Below are 20,456 nucleotides of genomic sequence, written 5' to 3'. Positions count from 1 at the left end.
GCGCGGCTCCAGGGCGGCAAGTGAATCAGTAGACGTCGCGCCGGAAGCGCCCCGTGTCCATCAGGCGTTCCATTATCGCCTGTCCCAGGATCGCGGCCAGCGCCTCGTGCACCGCCCCGGCCATGCCCTGCAGGCTGCCGCAGACGTGGATCGTGGCGCCGTCGTCGATCCACCGGCGCAGCAGGTCGGCGCGCGCATGCAGGCGGTCCTGGACGTATTCGGGCTGCGGGTCGCGCGAGAACGCCAGGTCCAGTTCGGGCAGCATGCCCGCCGCCCGCAGGACCGCCAGCTCGGCGTCGCACAGGCTGTCGAAGGCGCGCTGGCGCTCGCCGAACAGCAGCCAGTTGCGGCCCCATCCCATGGCGGCGCGGCTGCGCAGGTGGCCGCGCAAGCCGGCCATGCCCGAGCCGTTGCCGATATAGATGCAGGGACGGTCGTCGTCCGGCGCATGGAAACCGGGATTGGCCACCAGGCGCGCGCGCACCGCCGCGCCGACGGCCAGGCGTTCGGTCAGCCAGCCCGAAGCGAGACCGAGACCCTGTGCATGACGCTGCTGGCGCACCAGCAGTTCCACCGCGCCGTCCTCCTGCACGCTGGCGATCGAATAGCGGCGCGGCGCCAGCGGCGCCTCGGGAACGGCGATCTCGAGCAAGTCGCCCGCCTGCCAGCTGGCCGCGATGCCCGGCCGCAGGGCGATTTCATACAGCGGCGCGCCCTGGCTGCCGGGGTTGAGCAGGCGCCTCGAATGCAGTACCCAGTCCGAAAACGGCGCGGCCTGTTCGGCTGGCGGCAGCTCGCCCGCGCTGGCGCCAATCCCGCCCAGCGCATGCATCCAGCGTCCGAGCGCCGTTTCGTCGCCCTGGTCCACTTCGATCAGCGGGAACAGCGGCTTGCCGCCCAGCGCCCGCAGGCGGCGGTCCAAGGCATGCCCATAGCCGCAGAAACGCGCGTAGTTGCGGTCGCCCAGCGCCAGCACGGCGAAGCGGCAGCCCTCGAACATCGACTGCCACGCCTCCAGTTCGCGGCTGAAGCGCCGTGCGGAATCGGGCGCCTCGCCTTCGCCGAAGGTGCTGGCCACGAACAGCGCCTGCCCGTAGCCGGCCAGGTCTCGCGGCGCCAGCGCCGACACCGCGCGCAGGTCGACCGCGCGGCCGCCGGCGCGCAGGGCGCCGGCGCTGTGCAGCGCGATCCGTTCGGCCTGGCCGCCCTGGGTCGCGAAAGCCACCAGCACCGGCGCGCCGGTGGTGTTCGCGTCGGCCTTCGCCGCCAGGCTGCGCTCGCGCGTCAGCGCACGCTTCTGGCGCCGGCGGCCAAGGTAGAGCATCCAGCCGGTGATCGCGAAGCCCGGCAGGGCCAGGCTGGCCAGCATCATGACGATCCGGCCCGGCAGGCCGAAATACGTGCCGGTATGCAGCGGACGGATGGTGGTCAGGGCGCGCTGCCCGGCGTCCTTGTCGGCATGGCGCTCGTCCCGACGCACCGTGCCATCCCCGCCGAGGGTCATCCGGTTGCGCGCGCGGTCGTGCGGTGCATCCTGTGCGAGCCAGGTCAGTTGATAGGCCCCGCCCCCACGCTCCGGCAAGCGGATCGTGGCGCTCGACCAGTCGGGGGCCATCGACACGAAGGTGCGCCAGGCCGGCGCCAGGCTGGCGTCGCCACGCCTCGTGGCAGCGGACCTGGCCTCGCGCGCCTGTGCCGACGGCGCACCTGCCCAATCCTGCAAGGTGCCGCGCACGATATCGAAACTCCAGTAAAGTCCGGTGCCAGCCACCACCAGGTAGGCGACCAGCGCCCAGGTGCCGGCGATTGCATGCAGCGCCCACAGGAAGGATCGGCCGCGCAGCGATGTGTTGAAGGTCAGCCAGCTGCGCCAGTCCTTGTTGCGCGGCCAGCGCAGGACCAGGCCGCTGAGCGCCAGCCCGACCAGGCACAGGGCCAGGATGCCGAGCACGATGCGGCCCGGCGCGCGCGGCAGCAGCAGCCAGCGGTGCAGCGAATCGACGAACTGGAAGAAGGCAGCGCCGCGCGTGGCGGGCAGCACGCTGCCGTCATAGGGATGGACGTGGATCTCCAGGCCATGCCGCTCACCGCGCGGCGGGGCGAAGCGTACGCCGACGGTGCGGCCGGGCTGCGCCTCGAACGTGAGGCTGGCGACCCGTTCGCCGGGATGGGCCTGGCGGGCCGCATGAAGGATCTGTTCCGGTTCCAGACGCGGCCGCTGCTCGACCGGCACGGCGAACACGCCGGGGTTGATGCTTTCCAGGATCTCGTCCTCGAAAGCGAGGATGGCGCCGCTCAGGCCGATCACCGCCAGCAAGGTGCCGGCCGTGATGCCGACGAACCAGTGCAACTGGAACCAGACCTCGCGCATGGTCGGCGGACGCCAGCGCGGTGGCGCATCCGGCGCCGCCTTCACGGATTGACCGTTCACAGCGCCACCTTCACCGACAGCTTGACCAGGCGCGGCAGGCCGGCCGAAAGGCGCGTGCCGGCGCCTGCCCAGTACCGCTTGTCGCCCGCGTTGTCGACATTGAGCTGCCAGGTGGTGCGCTTGCCGAACGCCTGCGTGGCATAGCGCCCGCCCACGCCGAACAGCGTCACGCCGCCCAGCCAGGCCTGGTTCAGGTCATTCACCGGGCGCTCGCCCGTGTAATAAGCGCCCAGGGTCAGCGACAATCCGGGCACCGCGTCCAGGTCATAGGCCAGGTAACTGCTGGCGGTGCGGCGCGAAGCGTTCTCGGGCAGCTTGCCGTCATAGGCGGCGCCGATGTCGCGAAATTCCGGATCGAGCACCTGGGCCGAACCCTGCCAGGACAGGCGGCGCGTGAGGCGCCCCTGCGCCGACAGCTCGATGCCGCGATAGCGCTGCTCGCCGTCGGCGGTGAACACGTTGGCGGCATTGGTGTAGTAGCCGGGACGGTCGATGTCGAACAGCGCCAGCTGGGTCAGGAAGCCGCCGCCGCTGCGCCATCGCGCGCCGATTTCCTTCTGCTTGCTCACGCCCGGCGCCATGCGGGTGCCCTCATTGGCGCTGCCGGCGGGTGCGGCCTCGCCTTCCTCGAGCCCTTCGGCCATCGAGGCGTACAGCGAGAAGTCGTCGCCGGCGCGCCAGATCAGCGCCGCCAGGGGCGTGGTCTCGCTCACGTCGTAGCGGTTGGCGCCCTGGCTGCTCCGGTAATCGACCCGGCGCACCCCGCCGATCAGCTGCCACCGGCCCAGCCCGATGCGGTCGACCAGGTACAGGCCCTTGTCGCGGCTGTCCAGTGCGGCCGTAGTGGGCCGCGTCGGCACGGCGCCGAAGCTAGCGCTGCGGATCGGGACCGGGTCATGCAGGTTTTGCAAGGGGATCGTGTAGTTGGACTGGTAGACCGGCGCCTGGGCCTTGTCGGTGCCGCTCACGCCGAGCGTCAGGTCGTGGCTCAGCGCGCCGGTCGCGAAGCGCCCGGCCAGCTCGGCGCGCAGCATGTCGGAGCCGACGTCGGCGAACTGGGAGTTGCCGGTGATCCGGCCGGCGCCGGTGGCGACGCTGGCCGCGCTGTCGAAGCGGAAGATCGGCAGGTTGCGCTCGCGTCTGGTCTCGGCGTGGCCGGCCTCCAGGGTCAGGGCCCAGTCCTGGTTCAGGGCGAGGTCGGCGCGCAGCTGGACGTTGCGCGCATGCGTTTCGAAGCGCGCCCAGTCGGGGCCCACCAGGCGGCGCGGATCCACCGGCCGCGGCAACCCGATGGCGCCGCCGACCACCGGCGGCAGGTTGATGCCGGCCTGCTCGGTCACGCGGCGCTTGTCGTATTCGAGGTCGGCGCGCAGGCGCACACGCTCGTTCAGGCGCCAGTCGAGGGCGGCCGAGACAAAGCCGCGGTTGCCGTTGCCAACGCCGTCGAGGTGGGAGCCGAGCGTGCCGCCGGCGGCATTGACGCGCACGCCGAATTCCTGGCGCTGCCCGAAGCGGCGCGCCACGTCGGCGCTGGCGACGGCGGAACCGTTGTCGTCCAGGGTCAGCCCGACCGTGTCGACCGGCGCGCTGCCGGCGCGCTTGGTGACGAAGTTGACGACGCCGGCCGGCGAGGTGAAGCCATAGTACAGGGCGGTGGCGCCCTTGAGCACCTCGACCCGTTCTTTATTCTCCATCGAGACCTGGCCGAAATTCATCAGCGGCAGCGAGCCGTTGAGGCGGTAGTTGGTGCGGTTCTCGACCGCGATGCCGCGGATGACCAGCTGGTCCCAGGTGTCGCCGCCATTCTGCTGGCGGGTGACGCCGGCGGTGTTGCGCAGCGCGTCGTACAGCCCGGCGGCGGCCTGCAGCTCGAGCACCTCGCGCGTGATCACGTTGACGGTCGAGGGGACGTCCATGACGTCGGAACCACGGAAGCTGCCCGCTTCCACGGTATTCGGCATGAAGCCCTGGGCGCGGGTGGCGGTGACGCGCACGGCCTGCATGTCTTGTTCGTCAGTCTCCTGCGGCGCCGCGAAGACTGGGAAAGCGTAGGACAGGGCAAGGACGATCAGGAGCGGACGACGGGACACGGGCGTGGGCATGGCATGCAGGATTCATGAACGAACCGGCATCCTATCGTGAATGATAATCATTTTCAATACGAGCAATCACTTAGTCTTGCCATACCAGCGATCCTTGCCCAGCATGATCTCGTGGTGTCCCCGCCCAGCCGGCATCATCGGGAAGCAGTTCTCGGCCTGGGCCACCCTCACATCGAGCAGGAATGGCCGGCTCGACGCCAGGCAGGCATCCATCCCCTCCTCCAGTTCGCCGGCCTGCTCCACTCTCCGCGCTTCCCACCCGAAGGCCCGCGCCAGCGCCACGAAGTCGGGCAAGGCTTCCGAATAGCTGTGGCTATAGCGCCCGCCGTGATGCAGTTCCTGCCACTGGCGCACCATGCCCATGCAGCCGTTGTTCGACAGGACCAGCTTGACCGGACAGCGGTGCTGCACCGCGGTCGACAGTTCCTGGATATTCATCAGCACCGAGGCGTCGCCGCTGACGCAGACGACCAGCGCATCGGGATGCGCGACCTGGGCGCCAATCGCGGCCGGCAAGCCATAGCCCATGGTGCCGGCGCCGCCCGAGGTCAGCCAGCGCCGCGGCGCCTCGAAGCCCAGGTATTGCGCGGCCCACATCTGGTGCTGGCCGACGTCGGTCGAGACGATCGCGTCCCTGCCCGCCAGGCGCCGCCCCAAGGCCGACATCAGCTGCTGCGGCACGATCGCGGCATCCTGCGCGGCGAAGTCCAGGCAGCGTTCGGCGCGCCAGTCGCCGATCGTGCGCCACCAGGCTTCGAGCGGGACCGGATCGGCGCGCAGGCCGCCAAGGCGATCCAGCAGGCCGCGCAGCACCGCGCCGCAATCGCCGCGCAGGCCGACGTCGGCCGGCACCACCTTGCCGATCGAGCGCGGATCGATGTCGACGTGGACGATCTTCGCGCCCGGGCAGAAGTCGGCCAGCCGTCCCGTCACGCGGTCGTCGAAGCGCGCGCCGACGCACACGACCAGGTCGGCGTGGTGCATCGCCAGGTTCGCCTCCAGCGTGCCATGCATGCCCAGCATGCCGAGCCAGCGCCGGTCCGAGGCCGGGAAGGCGCCGAGGCCCATCAGGCTCAGCGTGCATGGCGCGTCCTTCCAGCGCACCAGGCGCGTGAAGGCGGCGCAGGCGTCGATGCCCGCACTGATCAATCCGCCGCCGCCGTAGAACACCGGGCGCCGGGCCTGGCGGATGAGAAGCGCCGCGGCAATGAGGCCTTCCAGGTCGTCGCCCGCGGCCGGCAGTTGCGGGGCCGGTTTCACCTGGCGCCCGAAGTCGGCCGCATCCACCGCGCGCGCCTGGACATCCTTGGGCACGTCCACCAGCACCGGACCGGGCCGGCCTTCGAGCGCCTCGCGCACCGCGCGCCGGACCGTGGCGACGATGTCGCGCGTGGCCCGCACCTGCGTGTTCCACTTGGTGACCGTGCGCGAGATGCCCAGCGCATCGCACTCCTGGAAGGCATCGGTGCCGATCGACGTGGTCGCGACCTGGCCGCTGACGCACAGGATGGGGATCGAATCGCTCAGGGCGTCGAGCAGGCCGGACATCGTGTTGGCGATGCCCGGCCCGGACGTCACGAACACGACGCCCAGCCGGCCGGTCGAGCGCGTATAGCCTTGCGCCGCATGGACCGCGGCCTGCTCATGGCGCACCAGCACGTGACGAATGCGCCCGTCCTGCGCCAGCGCGTCGTACAGGGGCAGCACCGCGCCGCCCGGATAGCCGAACACGGTGTCGACGCCACAGGCGACCAGGGTGTCGAGCAGCAGGCCGGCGCCGGTCAGGGCGACCTTGCCGGCGTGCGGCGGGAGAAATTCGGGATGTGGTTTCATGCCTGAAAGTCTATCGACTCAGGACATGAAAGTGCTTTATATTTTCAGTTAAAATTCCGGGATTATCTGAATGATTTTCACCAAATATGAGTCAAGATAAAAAATCTTTCGACGCAGCCGATTTGACCATCCTGGGCATCCTGCTGCGCGACTCGCGCACGCCGCTGCAGGAGATCAGCGCCACTGTCGGCCTGTCGACCACCTCGTGCTGGAACCGCATCAAGCGGATGACGGATTGCGGGGCCCTTCAGGGCTACACGGTCAAGGTAGACCTGCCCAGCCTCGGCTACCACGACCAGCTGATCGTGCAGGTCACGCTGGACAGCCACAGCGAAGAGACGCTGTATGAATTCGGGCGCGCGCTCGAATCGATTCCCGAAGTGCTGGAAGCCTCGCTGATCTCGGGCGACTACGATTATTTCCTGCGCATCGCGGTGAAGGACACGCGCGACTACGAGCGCCTGCTGCGCGAACGCCTGTACAAGATCCCCGGCATCCGCCACAGCAAGTCGAGCTTCGTGCTGCGCACCTTGAAGAAGGTCGATACGCCGCTGATCGCTTAGCGCTGCAGGTTCATGCCCAGCGCAAGCGCGGCCGCGATATTGCGCGCCGTGCACTGCAGGTTGAACTGCGCGCCCGCCAGCACCTCGGCCACCGTCCCCGCCCTCATGACGGTGCTGAAGGTCGCGGCGATGCCGTGCGCATGCACCGCACTGGCGTCGTTCGCGAGGCAGCCACCGATGGCGATCACCGGCTTGCCGTGCCGCCCGGCCACGCGCGCGACGCCGATCGGCGTCTTGCCGTTGACGGTCTGGCTGTCGATGCGCCCCTCGCCGGTGACGACCAGGTCGGCATCGCGCACGAAAGCGTCGAGGCCCACCGCGTCGGCCACGATTTCGCTGCCGGGGCGCAGGCGACCTTTCAGGAACACCAGCATCGCCGCGGCGATGCCGCCGCCGGCGCCGGCACCCGGAATATCGGCCACCTCCTGGCCCAGGTCGCGCGCGATCACGTCCGCATAGTGGCGCAGGTTGGCGTCGAGCTGCTCGACCATCGCGGGCGTGGCGCCCTTCTGCGGCCCGAAGATCGCCGACGCGCCTTTGGGGCCAACCAGGGGGTTGCTGACGTCGCAGGCCACCTCGAACACGCAGTCCGCGATGCGCGGGTCGAGCCCCGAGGCGTCGATGCGATCGAGCAAGGCCAGCGCGCCCCCGCCCGGCGCCAGCTGGTCTCCTCGCGCATCGAGCAGTCGGACACCGAGCGCCTGCAGCATGCCGGCCCCGCCATCGTTGGTGGCGCTGCCGCCCACGCCCAGGATGAAACGGCGCGCGCCGCTATCCAGCGCGGCGCGGATCAGTTCACCGGTGCCGCGGCTGGTGGCCACCAGCGGATCGCGCTCGTCGGGCGCCACCAGTTCGAGGCCGCTGGCCGCGGCCATCTCGATCACGGCGGTCGACTCGTCGCCGCTCAAGCCATAGAAGGCCTCGACCGGCCGCCCCAGCGGACCGGCGGCCTGCAGCACGACCTGGCGGCCGCCGGTGGCCGCGACCATGGCCTCGACCGTGCCTTCCCCGCCGTCGGCCACCGGCACCTTCACGTAGACCGCGTCGGGGAAGATCTCCCGGAAGCCGGCCTCGATGGCGCTGGCGGCTTCCAGCGCCGACAGGCTTTCCTTGAACGAATCTGGAGCGATGACGATTTTCATGGACCTCTCCTTTAGCGATTGACCAGACGGGCAGGCACCACCAGCACCAGCATGGCGCCGACGAACAGGACGGCGGACAGGATGTACAACGCGACGTCGGTGCTGCCGGCGGCGTCCTTGATCCATCCCACCAGGAAGGGGCTGACGAAGCCTGCCACCTGCCCCATCGAGTTGATCAGGGCCAGGCCGCCGGCCGCCGCCGCGCTGCCGAGGAAGGCCGCCGGCAGGGGCCAGAACATCGGCAGGCCGGTCAACGCGCCCATGGTTGCCAGGGAGAGGCCCACCAGCGCGAGCACCGCGTTGTCCGAGAAATTGGCGGCCATGAGCAGGCCGGCCAGCGCCATCAGCAGGGGCGCCGACAAGTGCCAGCGGCGCTCGCGCCGGCGGTCGGCCGAGCGGCCCACGATGACCATGAACACGCCGGCGAACAGATACGGAATGGCGCTCAGCCAGCCGACCGTGGTCGCGCTCTCGAAGCCGAGCGACTTGATGATCGAGGGCAGCCAGAAGTTGATCGCGTAGACACCCATCTGGATGCTGAAGTAGATGAAGCCCAGCATCCACACATGCCAGTCGCGCAGCACGGCGCCGAAGGAATGCACCGCGTGCACGCCCTGCGAGCGCTGCTGCTCGTCGTGGTCGAGCGCGTCCTGCATCGCCGTTTTCTCGGCATCGCTCAGCCAGCCGGCCTGCCTGATCCCGTCGTTCAGGAAGAAGAACACGGCCGCGCCCAGCAGCACGGTCGGCAGGCCTTGCAGCAGGAACAGCCACTGCCAGCCGTCCATGCCGCCCTGGCCGTGCGCGAAGTGGCTCAGCATCCAGCCCGACAATGGACCGCCGATCAGGCCCGAGACGGGGATCGCCGACATGAACAGCGCCATCACCTGGCCGCGCTTGTGCGACGGGAACCACTTGGTGAAGTACAGGACCATGCCGGGGAAGAAGCCGGCTTCGGCCACGCCGGTGAAGAAGCGCAGCACATAGAATTCCATCGGCGTGGTCACGAACAGCATGCAGGCCGACAGCGAGCCCCAGACCATCATCATGATCGCGATCCAGCGCCGCGCGCCGAGCCGGTGCAGGATCAGGTTGCTCGGCACCCCGAAGGTCACGTAGCCGATGAAGAAGATGCCGGCGCCCAGGCCATACACGGTTTCGCTGAGCTGGAGCGCGTCGAGCATCTCGAGCTTGGCGAAGCCGACGTTGACGCGGTCCAGGTAGTTGAACAGGTAGCAGACGAAAATGAAGGGGATCAGGCGCCAGGTGGCCTTGCGGTAGGCGCCATCCAACAGGGCCGCGCCGGCGCCCCCGTCCTGGATGCCGGATGTGCTTGCGGTGGTGCTCATGCTGTCTCCGAATTTCTAATAAGGGTGGTCTGCAGGATTATCGGCCAAACAAGGGCGATCGGGCGTCGGCGACACGCACAAAACGGAGCGGGAAATACTCGGCATTTTTCGTGCAAACTCACAATACTCACCATCATCCGCCGAAAATAGCCCCATCGACGCAAAGAGTTTTGTGCATAATCACAAGGACCGTTCCATCTCCCAGGCCCTACCCAATGCACATCCTCGACACCCGGCTCGCCCAGGAAATCGTCACCCGCACCATGCGGATCATCCCGTTCAACGTCAATGTGATGGATGCCAACGGCGTGATCCTCGCCAGCGGCAATCCCGAGCGGGTCGGCGAACTGCATGCGGGCGCCCTGCTCGCGCTGGCCAAGAAGCTGACCGTGGAGATCGACGCGGCGGCCGCGCGCAAGCTGCATGGCGCGCAGCCGGGCACCAACCTGCCCCTTTCCGTGGGCGGCCAGCCGTGCGGCGCGGTGGGCCTCTCCGGCGCGCCGCACGAGGTTCGCCAGTTCGGCGAACTGGTGCGCCTGACGGCCGAGATGATCCTGGAACAGGCGGCGCTGGCGAACGAGTTGCAGGACAACGCGCGCTATCGCGAAGCCTTCGTGCTGAACCTGATCCGCAATGACAGCGCGCAGCGGCCGGAGCTCGAAGGCTGGGCGCGGCGCCTGGGCCTGGACCTCGAGCGCATGCAGCTGGTATTCCTGCTCGAGCTGCAGCCGCGGCCGGACGGCGCCGACGCCGGGGCCGCCCTGCACGACATCCAGCGCCTGCAGATGCGCCTCCTGGCGCGGCGCGAGGATGCGCTGACCGCCACCGTCGGCCCGTCCGAGATGGTGCTGCTCGATTCCTGGGACCCGGCGCGCAAGGGCTACGAGACGACGCCGCAGCGGCGCCTGGACCTGCTGGCCCAGCTGGTGCGCGAGGAATGCGAGCTGCCCTTCACGCTGGCGATGGGCATTGCCCTGCCCGGCCTGGAAGGCGCCGCCGTCTCTTACCAGAGCGCGCGCAGCGCCAGCCGGCTGGGGCGTCTGCGCACGCCGCAGCAGCAGGTGTTCAGCTATGACGACCTGGCCCTGCCGGTGCTGCTGTCCGGGCTGGACAGCGGCTGGCAGGCGCACCAGCTGCGCATGCCGATCGCGCGCCTGGCCCACGACAAGAGCCGCGCCATGCTGCGCACCACGCTCGACACCTGGTTCGCCCAGGACGAGAACTCGGCCGCCACCGCGGCGACGCTCGGCATCCACCGCAACACGCTCGACTACCGCCTGCGCCGCATCGGCGAGCTGACCGGGCTCGACCTGGCGCGCAGCGAGGACAAGCTGCTGCTGTACGTGTCGGCGCTGCTCAGCCCTGCCTGAACGTCGATATTGCTTTATCACCGGGAGTCGTCGTAGTGTAAACACATTCATACCGACTCCCGGGAATGTTCTTGAAGACCGCCACCGCCTCACTGCTGCTGGCCGCGATCGTCGCGATCGTCGCGTTCAGCATCCGCCCCTTGCCGGCCGCCGCCGCGGCGGACGACGAGGGCCGGCTGCAGGCCGCGTTTCCCCCGGCCTCCCCGATGCTCCATGCGCGCTGGCTGGTCAGGGATGGCGCGCCGCGCGACGTCCAGGGCATCGCCCAGACGCCCGACGGCTGGCTGTGGCTTGGCAGCACGGATGGACTGTACCGCTTCGACGGCGTCGCCTTCACGCGCTACCGCCCGCCGCCCGGGGTGACGATGTCGACCAACCTCTCGAACATCGGCACCCTGCCCGACGGCACCCTGTGGACCGTCCCCTTCTTTGGCGGACTGGTCCTCATCAAGGGCGGACAGGTCCGCATCTTCGACGAGAAGGACGGGCTGCCGGGCGGCACCATCAACAAGCTGGCGGGTGGGCGCGACGGACGGCTGTGGGCCGCCGCCGACAGCGGCCTGTTCCTGCTGGAACCCGGCGCCGGGCGCTGGCGCACGGTGACCGGAGAACTGGGACTGCCCGGCGGCGTCGGCGACGTCATCGTCGACCGCCAGGACACGGTCTGGGTACAGACCGCGGAGGGCGACCCGATCGGCAACCATGCGATGCGCAGCGGCGAACCCCGCTTCCGCCTGGTCGCGACCCAAGCCGCGACCGGTTCGATCAAGGAGGGCCCGGATGGCGTGATCTGGGCAACCGACAGCAGCAGGCCAGGATTGCGGCGCCTGTCTCCCGGCGTCACGCCGCCCGCGCTCGACGCGCTGCTCGGACGCATGCCGATCACGGGCGGCGTCCACATCGACGACCGCGGCGGCTTCTGGTTCGCCGCCACGCGTGGCGTGGTCCGCGTCGCGCTCGATGGCGAGCGCGGCGAGGCGCAGGAGTTCACGACCCGCCAGGGCCTCAGCGGCGAGCAGGCGATCGCCGCCTTCACCGACCGCGAAGGCAATGTCTGGATCTCGACCGAGGGAGGACTCGACCAGTTCCGGCCCAGCCGCATGCGCCGGCTCGCGCCGCCCACGCTCATGCAGGACGCGCGGGCGCTGGCCGCCAGCCCGGCCGGGGAATTGTGGACCGACACCGCCTATTATCGAGACATCGATGCCGCGCCCCGCCCGTACCGCGAGCCGGGCACCCGCAGGGACACGGTCCTGCAAATGGTGCGCGACCGCCACGGCGCCATCGTGTACTGCACCTACAGCAGGCTGTGGCGGCTCGAGGGGCTCACGCCGGTGCGCATCCCGTTGCCGCCCGGCGTCGAAGCGCGCCAGATGCAGCCGATCTACGCCATCGCCAGGGATGCCGGCGACGCGCTGTGGATCTCGCTCGGCCGGCGCGGCCCCTGGCGCAACGAGGACGGCGCCTGGCGCGCCCATGGCGGCATCCCTGCGCTCGAAGGCTTTGCAAGCACCAATATCGCGGCCGGCCCGGATGGACGGTTGTGGTTCGGGTCGGTCGGCAGCAGGATCGCCGTCCTGCGCGAGGGCGAGGTGCGACTGTTCGGCCCCGCCGATGGCCTCGACATCGGCGCGGTGCTGACGATCGTGCCGGATGCCGAAGGCGCCTGGCTGGGCGGCGACGAAGGGCTGGCGCGCTTCGACGGACGGCGCGCCCGGCGCCTGCAAGGCAGCGACGGCGAACAGTTCCAGGGCGGCTCCGGCGTGGTGCAGGACCACGATGGCGCCCTCTGGATCAATGGCCCGCGCGGCCTGGCCGGGATTCCTGCCGCCGAAGTGCGCCAGTTCCTGCGCGACCCCCGCTACCGCGTGCAGTATCGCCGTTTCGACGAAAACGACGGGCTCACCGGCACCGTCCACATGATGTTCCCCATACCGTCGATGGTGCCCCTGCCCGGCGGCCGACTGGCGGTGTCGACCACCGGTGGCGTGTTCGTCTTCGATCCGTCGCAAGCGCAGCGCAACCGCCTGCCACCGCCGGTGCACGTGACCGGCATCGTTGCCGACGGCACGGAATACGCGGCGGCGCAGGCCAGCGTCGGCCTGGCGCCGGCCCCAGACAACGTCCGCATCGACTACACCGCGCTCAGCCTGTCCCTGCCCCGGCGCGTGCGCTTCCGGTACATGCACGAAGGCGTCGACCGCGGCTGGCAGGAAGCCGGCAACCGCCGCTCGGCGTTCTATACCGGGCTGGCCCCGGGCAGCTATACCTTCCGGGTCAAGGCCGCCAACGACGACGGCGTCTGGAACGAGGACGGCGCGCGCCTGGCCCTCACGATACCGCCAACCATGTTCCAGACCGCCTGGTTCCGGCTGGCGTGCGCCCTGCTGCTGGCGCTGGCCGTCTATGGGCTGCACCGCCTGCGCCTGGCGCTGGCGCTGCGCACCCAGCGCCGCAGCTTCGAGGCCCGCGTCGCGGAGCGCGAACGCATCGCACGCGACCTGCACGACACCTTGCTGCAATCGGTGCAGGGCCTGATCATGCATTTCCGCCGCATCGCCCTGCGCACGCCGCAGGACGCTCCGACCCGCCCGCTGATGGAAGAAGCGCTCGTACTGGCGACCGAGGTGCTGGAGGAGGGCCGCGACAAGGTCGGCGACCTGCGCCACGCCCCCAGGACGCCGACCTGGCGGTCCTGCTGGCGAGCCATGGCCAGCGCCTGGCGGCCCAGCATGCGGTGGCGTTCGCGCTGCGCGAGGAAGGAGTCCCGCGCCCGCTGCGGCCGGAGGCGCTGGACGAGATACTGGCGATCGGCCGCGAAGCAGTCGGCAACGCCTTCCTGCACGCCAGGGCCTCGCGCATCGAGGCGCTGCTGCAGCATGGCGACCACGAACTCGTGCTGACGGTGAGCGACGATGGCCTCGGCATCGATCCGTCCCTGCACAAGGGACGCGCCGGCCATTGGGGCATTCCCGGCATGCGCGAGCGCGCCGCCGCGCTCGGCGCCGCGCTCGAACTGGACGCCGCCCCCGGGAAAGGCAGCGCCTGGCGCCTGCGCCTGCCGGCGCGCGCGGCGTATGCCGGACGCGGCGCCGACCCGGCGCTCAGCGATTGACCAGCCGCGCCGGCACGGTCAGCACCAGCAGGGCTCCGACCAGCATCACGCTCGAAAGGATGTACAGCGCAACGTCGGTGCTGCCGGTGAGATCCTTGATCCAGCCGACCAGGAAGGGGCTGGCGAAGCCGGCCACCTGCCCCATCGAATTGATCAGGGCCAGGCCGCCGGCCGCCGCCGCGCTGCTCAGGAAAGCGGCCGGCAGGGGCCAGAACATCGGCAGGCCGGCGAGCGCGCCCATCGTCGCCAGGCACAGGCCGATCATGGCGATGACCGCATTGTCCGAAAAGTGCGCGGCCATCGCCAGGCCCGCCAGCGCCATCAGGAGCGGCGCCGACAGGTGCCAGCGGCGCTCGCGCCGGCGGTCGGCCGAGCGGCCCACGATGACCATGAACACGCAGGCGAACAGGTAGGGAATGGCGCTCAGCCAGCCGACCGTGCCGACGTCCTCAAAGCCGAGTTCCCGGATGATCGACGGCAGCCAGAAGTTGATCGCGTACGCCCCCATCTTGATGCTGAAATAGATAAAGCCGAGCATCCATACATGGCGGTCGAGCAGCAAGGCGCGCAGCGAATGCACGACGGCCGCGCCGGGCGGACGCTCGCGCTCGTCGCGCGCGAGTTCCTCCTGCAGGGCGGCCTTCTCATGGTCGCCAAGCCAGCTGGCCTGGGCCACGCCGTCGTTCAGGTAGAACAGCGCCGCCAGGCCCAGGAACACGGTGGGCAGCCCTTGCAGCAGGAACAGCCACTGCCAGGCGGCCATGCCGCCCTGGCCGTCGGCGAAGTGGCTCAGCATCCAGCCCGAGAGCGGACCGCCGATCAGGCCCGAGACGGGGATCGCCGACATGAACAGCGCCATCACCTGGCCGCGCTTGTGGGACGGGAACCACTTCGTGAAATACAGGACCATGCCGGGGAAGAAGCCGGCTTCGGCGACGCCGGTGAAGAAGCGCAGCAGGTACAACTCCAGCGGCGTGGTCACGAACAGCATGCAGGCCGACAGCGAGCCCCAGACCATCATCATGATGGCGATCCAGCGCCGCGCGCCCAGCCGGTGCAGGATCAGGTTGCCCGGCACCCCGAAGCTCACGTAGCCGATGAAGAAGATGCCGGCGCCCAGGCCATAGATGGTTTCGCTGAACTGCAGGGCGTCGAGCATCTCGAGCTTGGCGAAACCGACGTTGACCCGGTCCAGGTAGTTGAACAGGTAACAGACGAAGATGAAGGGGATCAGGCGCCAGGTGGCCTTGCGGTACGCTCCTTCCAGCGTGGCCGGGCCGGTCCCTGCAGCGAGCGTGCCGGGCCGGCTTGCGGTGTCGAACATGCTGTCTCCGAGTTTTTTGATAAACCCTGACATTATCGTCTGAACCGGAGACGACGGGGGAGCCCGTGTGCACGGCGCGCCCCGCCGACCTTTCAGAAGGTGAACACGGTATAGCCGTCGGCCGAGATCTGCGCGATGCTCGGCAGGCCCGAGGTGCCCGGCACGCTGTTATCGGTGATCAGGTCGAAGCCGGCCTTCTCCGCTTCTTCACGCGCCCCGAACACGTCGGCGCAGCCGCAGGAAATGCCGACCACCTTGTCTTCGACCGCCTTGTACAGGGCGTGGATCGGATGCTTCCCGTCGGCCAGCACGCCCGGCCAGCGGGTGCCGGTGCCCTGGAAGTAGATGCCGACTTCGGTCTGTTTCTGCTTGAAGTCGTAGGCGGCGGCCAGGCCGTTGAACATGCGTCCCAGCGCGTCTTCGCCGGCTTTGGGATCGGACAGGATGATGATGGCTGCTTTCATGGAGTTCTCCTGGTGTCGTTGGTGGGCTCGTGTTCGCCGCGCCGTGCGGCGAATGAAGCCATTCTAGGAACCGGAGGCGCCAAGAGAAATCCCGCGCAGGACAATACATCGTTGCGCCTGCCGAAATGCCGGACGGAAGGCTAATTGAGGTGCGGGTCGGCGCGCAGGTGGTTGGCCAGAAGGTCGATGAAATTGCGCACCTTGGACGAACCGAACTTGCTCTCGCGGTGCACCAGGTGCACCGGCCATGGCGCTTCCTCGTACTCGGACAGGACGATCTTCAGGCGGCCGGCGGCCAGGTGGTCGGCGATCTGGTACGACAGCAGCCGGCAGATCCCCAGGCCGGCGCAGGCGGCCTCGATGGCGGCGTCGTTGCTGGTCACCGTCAGGCGCGGCCGCAGGCGCACCATGGTCGGATCGTCGACCGCGCCGAACTTCCACTCGACCCGCGGCGAAATGCCGGTGGCGGCGATGATCGTATGGCGCAGCAGGTCGGCCGGATGCTGCGGCAAGGGCTGCCGCGCCAGGTACTCGGGCGAGGCGCACAGCACGCGCCGCACCTGGCCCACGCGCAGCGCCTTGAGGCTCGAATCGGGCAGGTGGCCGATGCGCACGGCGACGTCGATGCCCTCGTCGACCAGATTCACGATCCGGTCCAGGAACAGGGCCGACACCTCGACTTCCGGATACTCGTTCAGGAACCGCACGATGCAGGGCATGACGAAGGCCTTGCCGAACAGGACCGGGGCCGTCACCGACAGATGGCCCTTGGGCGCCGCGTTGACCCCGGCCGCCGCCTCGTTGGCCTCATCGATGCTGGCCAGGATGGCGCGCGTGTCGTCCAGGTAGCGCCGCCCTGCTTCGGTCAGGCGCACATTGCGCGTGGTACGCAGGAGCAGCTTGACGCCCAGCCTTTCCTCGAGACCGGCGATGGCGCGCGTGACGGCGGCCGGCGACAGGTCGAGGCGCCGCGCCGCCGCGGCGAAGCCTTCTTCCTCGCCGACGGCCACGAAGACGTTCATCAGATGGATCTGGTCCACTCATTACTCCCTGCGAAATAGTGCCTTGCGTAGCACGCCGATTCCACTGATCTTCATTATTTCGCAGAATGGCACTCCCAGCAATCACCAGCCTGCGCAATCACCACCATGATCGACCATCAGTTCGCATGAGTTCCCATGACGGGCGCCCCACCGACACGGGACTCGACCTGCGCACCCGCATCCGCATCGACCTGTTCCTGGCGCGCCGCCGCGCCGGGACGGGTACGGCCGCGCCGCGGATCCTCGCCCTGCGCGCGCGCGGCCGGGCAGCCGGCTTGAACACGGCAGAAATGCTGGCCAACGAGGAAGGCGGCAGCCATGAGGCCAGGGCGGCCGCCTGCCTCGCGTTCGTCGCGACGCTGCTGGCGCAGCCGGGCGCGCCCGCGCCGGAGGCGCTGCGGCGCATGCACGACGCCGGCTACGGGCCGGACGGCATCGAGGCGGTGATCGCCCGGGTCGGGCGGCAGGCGCACTGACGGTCAACGGCGCACCACCGCTGCGGTCAGGAGGTAGCCGCGCCCCGGCACGTTCAGGATGTAGCGTTCCACCCCTTCGACGTCGAGGGCGCGGCGCAGGGCCGCGATCTGCACCCGCAAATTGGCCTCGCCGACGACGCGCCCGGCCCAGGCCCGTTCGAGCAGGTAGCGATGCTCGAGCACCTGGCCGGGCGCCTCGGCCAGCAGCCACAGGATGTCGAAGGCGCGCGCGCCGATGCGCACGACCGCGCCGCCGCGGCTGAGGCGGCGCAGGCGCGGCTCGATGTCGAAGTCTGCGAACGACAGCGTGTAGCCGGCGCGTTCGTCCCTGGTCATGGTTCCCATCATGGTTCACCGATAGTGCACGGCGCCGCCAGCCCCCTGGCCAGCCAGGCGCACGTCATCATTGTCGTAAATACTGACCATTTAGGGAATGGATACCGCTGGAAATTCATCGTTTCGCTGAAAGCAACACTCGGATGAGTATCAGCGCAGTGCCTGCAAGCCGCCGGCATGGTCGAGCGCCGCCAGCGGCCGCCTGGCCATCGTGCGGTACGGGCATTGCAGGGTGGTGTACATCGTTACCTGGTTCATTCCGCGCTCCGGCTGGTCGGGATGAAGACCAGTCCGGAGCCTCAGGCCACAGGAATGCATGCTCGAATCGTGCGGTCCCTTGCTCGTGCGTCCCGATCGCCTCCGCGAGCGGGATCGCGCCGGGGGGCCGCCCTTACAGGCCCAGGTCGGACAGCCCTGGATGATCGTCCGGACGACGGCCCAGCGGCCAGCGGAACTTGCGCTCTTCTTCCGTGATCGGCATGTCGTTGATGCTGGCGTAGCGGTTGATCATCAGGCCGTCCGGGCCGAATTCCCAGTTCTCGTTGCCATACGAGCGGTACCAGTTGCCCGAGTCATCGCGGCTCTCGTAGGCGTAGCGCACCGCGATGCGGTTTTCGGTGAAGGCCCACAGCTCCTTGATCAGGCGGTACTCGAGCTCCTTGTTCCATTTGCGCTCGAGGAAGGCGCGCGCCTGGTCGCGGCCGACGGCGAATTCGGCGCGGTTGCGCCAGCGGGTGTCCAGGCTGTAGGCCAGCGACACCCTGGCGGCGTCGCGCGTATTCCAGCCGTCTTCGGCCAGGCGCACTTTTTCGATCGCGGATTCGCGGGTGAACGGCGGCAGCGGCGGACGCACTGCGGTGGGCGTTGTCATGGTGAGGCCTTTCAGTCGGTAGTGGAAGACAGCTTACAGATCGAGCTCCAGCAGCGGCCCCCTGGCCCAGGAAACGCAGGGCGTCATGCCGATTGCCCGCTGCTGCGCGTTCAGGCAGACGTCGCGGTGCAGCGGCTCGCCCGACACCACGCCAGCATAGCAGTTGCCGCATTCGCCGCGCTTGCACTCGTAGGAGACGAATACGTCGGCCTCGATCATCGCAGCGAGGATCGACTTGCCCGGCGCGACGTCGAGGGTCATCCCCGTCTGCCGCAGGACGACCTGCAGCGGACCATCCTCTTCGTGGGCGCGCGCGCCGAAGCTCTCGAAGCGGACGTGCTGCTGCGGCCAGCCCTGCGCCGTCGCGGCGGCGCGGATCGCGTCAAGCAGCAGCGACGGCCCGCAGGCGTGCAGCTCGCAACCTTCTTCCCACGGCCCGATCAGGCCTGCCAGGTCGGGACGGCCCTGGCTGGACGTGAGGTGGGTCTGGACGCGCGCCAGGCCCAGGGCGGTCCAGTCGTCGGCCAGGACCAGCCGTTCGGCGTCGCGCGCCAGGTAGTGCAGCCGGTAGCTGGCGCCGGCCGCGTCGAGCGCGCGCGCCATCGGCAGCATCGGCGTGATGCCGATGCCGCCCGCGATCAGCACCGTGCGCGTGCGGCCCACATGCAGCTTGAACGCGTCCAGCGGCAGGCTGGCCTCGAGCGTCATGCCGGGCTCGAATTCGTCGTGCAGCACGCGCGAGCCGCCACGCCCGCCGTCCTCACGCTGGACCGCGATGCGCAGCATCCCGCCCAGTTCGCCCACCACCGAATAGGCGTTGCGGTGACGCACGCCGGCGCGCGAGGTGAATGCCAGTTCGACGTGGGCTCCTGGCTGCCAGGGCGGCAGCGGCGCGCCGTCTTCCGGCGCCAGGCGGAACTCCTTGACCGCGGGGCCATGGCGGACGACGGCCTCGATCCGGTAGCGGGTCAGCTCAGGCATGGCCCACCTCCACCGCGGGGTTGAAGGGCGAAGCGTCCAGGTATTCCCAGTCCAGGCGCTGCGGCGCGCGGCGCAGCAGCCAGCGGTCGATCGCGATTTCCCAGAAGCGCCCGGTGCCGCCGCTCAGGCCGTGCGGATCGTCCTGGCCATGCAGGATGCGTGCGCGGCCGCTCAGCTGCAGCAGGCGCTGGCCCTCGAAGTCGGGAATGCACAGGCCCACCCGCGGATCGACCGTCAGGTTGCCGAAGGTGTTGAACAGGCTGTTGCCGCTGTAGTCGGGAATGCGCAGCCGGGTGTCGTCCATCACCTGGACAAAGCCGGGGCTGCCGCCGCGGTGCGAGGCGTCGGCGCCGCGCTCGCGGTGGTTGCTGGCGACAAAAATGGTGTCGGCGCGGCGCACGATGGCGCGGCTGGCGTCGTCCAGCGCGCCCCCCTCGCCCAGCAGGGCCGGCGCCGCCTCGGCATCGATGCGGCGCAGCTGGCGGCGCTGGATGTATTTGGGGCAGTTCGGATAGGCTTCGCGCACGGCCAGGTCGAAGCCCGCGTCGTCCAGGCGTCCCAGGACCCCATTGATGCGGTAGCGGCGGCGCGAGCCGAGTTCGATGAACAGGCTGCCGATCGCCGGATTGGCCGCAATGTTGCGCCAGAACGGCTCCTCGGGGTCGCGCAGCGCCGCCGGCAGGTCGACCGTCACCTGGGTCGCGCTGTCGGCATGGGCGAAGCCGGGCTGCCCGAACAGGACGGTGGACCAGGGCGCGCCGTCGGCGTCCACGCTGGCCAGCACCACCATCGACTGCTTCCCGATGAAGGGCCGGGCGCCGCCCAGGATGGTGTCGGCGATGACCACGCCATTGCGGTCGGCGATGCCGACCTCTCCGGCGCTGTGCTGCACGGCGCGTTCGCCGTCATGGTAAACAGAAGTCGTCATGCTGCGTTCTCCCGGGATGGCGGCTGTCCGGCCGCGTTCGTCGTGGGAGCATTTTCATGAATTATGCGAATGCAGGGAATCGGCGCAAGCCGCAATTCATTATTTCTCCTCAGGGAATACCGAACGGGATC

17 protein-coding genes are annotated in these 20,456 nt (G+C 69.3%); 5 read left to right on the top strand and 12 right to left on the bottom strand.

The genetic code is table 11. From position 1 onward, the window contains the following. Window positions 1-25 precede the first annotated feature (25 nt). The 3 genes from DIR46_RS23150 to ilvB form a co-directional block, all read right to left on the bottom strand. A complete protein-coding gene (locus DIR46_RS23150) occupies window positions 26-2,431 on the bottom strand; it encodes a PepSY domain-containing protein (protein ID WP_307719110.1) in 2,406 nt (801 codons plus the stop codon). Beyond that, window positions 2,428-4,533 (bottom strand): TonB-dependent siderophore receptor, encoded by a 2,106-nt coding sequence (locus tag DIR46_RS23145; RefSeq protein WP_109347328.1) that lies wholly within the window; start codon window positions 4,531-4,533, stop codon window positions 2,428-2,430. The genes DIR46_RS23150 and DIR46_RS23145 overlap by 4 nt, the downstream gene beginning before the upstream one ends. A gap of 66 nt (window positions 4,534-4,599) precedes the next feature. Next, the gene (gene ilvB / locus DIR46_RS23140; protein WP_109347327.1) at window positions 4,600-6,366 is read right to left on the bottom strand and encodes a biosynthetic-type acetolactate synthase large subunit; all 1,767 of its coding nucleotides are present in this window, start codon (window positions 6,364-6,366) and stop codon (window positions 4,600-4,602) included. Window positions 6,367-6,452: 86 nt separating this feature from the next. Here ilvB and DIR46_RS23135 point away from each other — a divergent pair, with 86 nt between their 5' ends. Beyond that, window positions 6,453-6,929: an Lrp/AsnC family transcriptional regulator gene (locus DIR46_RS23135; protein WP_109347326.1), complete on the top strand. Its 477-nt coding sequence runs from the start codon at window positions 6,453-6,455 to the stop codon at window positions 6,927-6,929. Here DIR46_RS23135 and DIR46_RS23130 read toward each other — a convergent pair. Together DIR46_RS23130 and DIR46_RS23125 are read right to left on the bottom strand one after the other, a co-directional pair. Further along, the gene (locus DIR46_RS23130; protein ID WP_109347325.1) at window positions 6,926-8,071 is read right to left on the bottom strand and encodes a glycerate kinase; all 1,146 of its coding nucleotides are present in this window, start codon (window positions 8,069-8,071) and stop codon (window positions 6,926-6,928) included. The two genes, DIR46_RS23135 and DIR46_RS23130, sit on opposite strands and share 4 nt — an antisense overlap. 11 nt (window positions 8,072-8,082) lie before the next feature. Then, window positions 8,083-9,417, bottom strand: a complete 1,335-nt coding sequence (locus DIR46_RS23125) for an MFS transporter (protein WP_205289030.1) — start codon at window positions 9,415-9,417, stop codon at window positions 8,083-8,085. Between the two features lie 215 nt (window positions 9,418-9,632). On the opposite strand from DIR46_RS23125, the gene DIR46_RS23120 reads away from it, so the two are divergent. The 3 genes from DIR46_RS23120 (at window position 9,633) to DIR46_RS23110 (ending at window position 13,902) form a co-directional block, all read left to right on the top strand. Continuing rightward, entirely contained in the window at window positions 9,633-10,787 is a 1,155-nt protein-coding gene (locus DIR46_RS23120) for a sugar diacid recognition domain-containing protein (protein WP_109347324.1), read from the top strand. 71 nt (window positions 10,788-10,858) lie between these two features. Then, window positions 10,859-13,690 carry a triple tyrosine motif-containing protein gene (locus tag DIR46_RS23115; RefSeq protein WP_162819604.1) on the top strand — a complete coding sequence of 944 codons (2,832 nt, stop codon included), beginning with the start codon at window positions 10,859-10,861 and terminating at the stop codon, window positions 13,688-13,690. Then, complete coding sequence (locus DIR46_RS23110) at window positions 13,579-13,902, top strand: ATP-binding protein (protein WP_370659979.1); 324 nt, start codon at window positions 13,579-13,581, stop codon at window positions 13,900-13,902. The genes DIR46_RS23115 and DIR46_RS23110 overlap by 112 nt, the downstream gene beginning before the upstream one ends. Here the strand turns inward: DIR46_RS23110 and DIR46_RS23105 are convergent. The 3 genes from DIR46_RS23105 to DIR46_RS23095 form a co-directional block, all read right to left on the bottom strand. Then, a complete protein-coding gene (locus tag DIR46_RS23105) occupies window positions 13,892-15,226 on the bottom strand; it encodes an MFS transporter (protein WP_229446375.1) in 1,335 nt (444 codons plus the stop codon). The two genes, DIR46_RS23110 and DIR46_RS23105, sit on opposite strands and share 11 nt — an antisense overlap. A gap of 92 nt (window positions 15,227-15,318) precedes the next feature. Further along, complete coding sequence (locus DIR46_RS23100) at window positions 15,319-15,690, bottom strand: DsrE family protein (RefSeq protein ID WP_109347321.1); 372 nt, start codon at window positions 15,688-15,690, stop codon at window positions 15,319-15,321. Window positions 15,691-15,830: 140 nt separating this feature from the next. Continuing rightward, window positions 15,831-16,730, bottom strand: a complete 900-nt coding sequence (locus DIR46_RS23095; protein WP_109347320.1) for a LysR family transcriptional regulator — start codon at window positions 16,728-16,730, stop codon at window positions 15,831-15,833. A 128-nt stretch (window positions 16,731-16,858) separates the two neighbouring features. Between DIR46_RS23095 and DIR46_RS23090 the strand changes: the two genes are divergently transcribed. After that, window positions 16,859-17,209 carry a hypothetical protein gene (locus DIR46_RS23090; RefSeq protein WP_109347319.1) on the top strand — a complete coding sequence of 117 codons (351 nt, stop codon included), beginning with the start codon at window positions 16,859-16,861 and terminating at the stop codon, window positions 17,207-17,209. 3 nt (window positions 17,210-17,212) lie between these two features. Here DIR46_RS23090 and DIR46_RS23085 read toward each other — a convergent pair whose 3' ends face one another. The 4 genes from DIR46_RS23085 to DIR46_RS23070 form a co-directional block, all read right to left on the bottom strand. Next, on the bottom strand, window positions 17,213-17,545 hold the full coding sequence (locus DIR46_RS23085; protein ID WP_162819603.1) for a winged helix-turn-helix domain-containing protein: 333 nt from the start codon (window positions 17,543-17,545) through the stop codon (window positions 17,213-17,215). 391 nt (window positions 17,546-17,936) lie between these two features. Then, the gene (locus tag DIR46_RS23080; RefSeq protein WP_109347317.1) at window positions 17,937-18,416 is read right to left on the bottom strand and encodes a nuclear transport factor 2 family protein; all 480 of its coding nucleotides are present in this window, start codon (window positions 18,414-18,416) and stop codon (window positions 17,937-17,939) included. A 33-nt stretch (window positions 18,417-18,449) separates the two neighbouring features. Continuing rightward, complete coding sequence (locus tag DIR46_RS23075; RefSeq protein WP_109347316.1) at window positions 18,450-19,397, bottom strand: PDR/VanB family oxidoreductase; 948 nt, start codon at window positions 19,395-19,397, stop codon at window positions 18,450-18,452. Continuing rightward, a complete protein-coding gene (locus tag DIR46_RS23070) occupies window positions 19,390-20,325 on the bottom strand; it encodes a pyridoxamine 5'-phosphate oxidase family protein (protein ID WP_109347315.1) in 936 nt (311 codons plus the stop codon). The genes DIR46_RS23075 and DIR46_RS23070 overlap by 8 nt, the downstream gene beginning before the upstream one ends. Window positions 20,326-20,456: the final 131 nt, after the last annotated feature.

Origin of the sequence: Massilia oculi, from assembly GCF_003143515.1 — a bacterium.
GTDB lineage: Bacteria > Pseudomonadota > Gammaproteobacteria > Burkholderiales > Burkholderiaceae_D > Telluria > Telluria oculi.
Note: the sequence above shows the minus strand (reverse complement) of the source record. Positions and strands in the feature narration are given on the sequence as shown.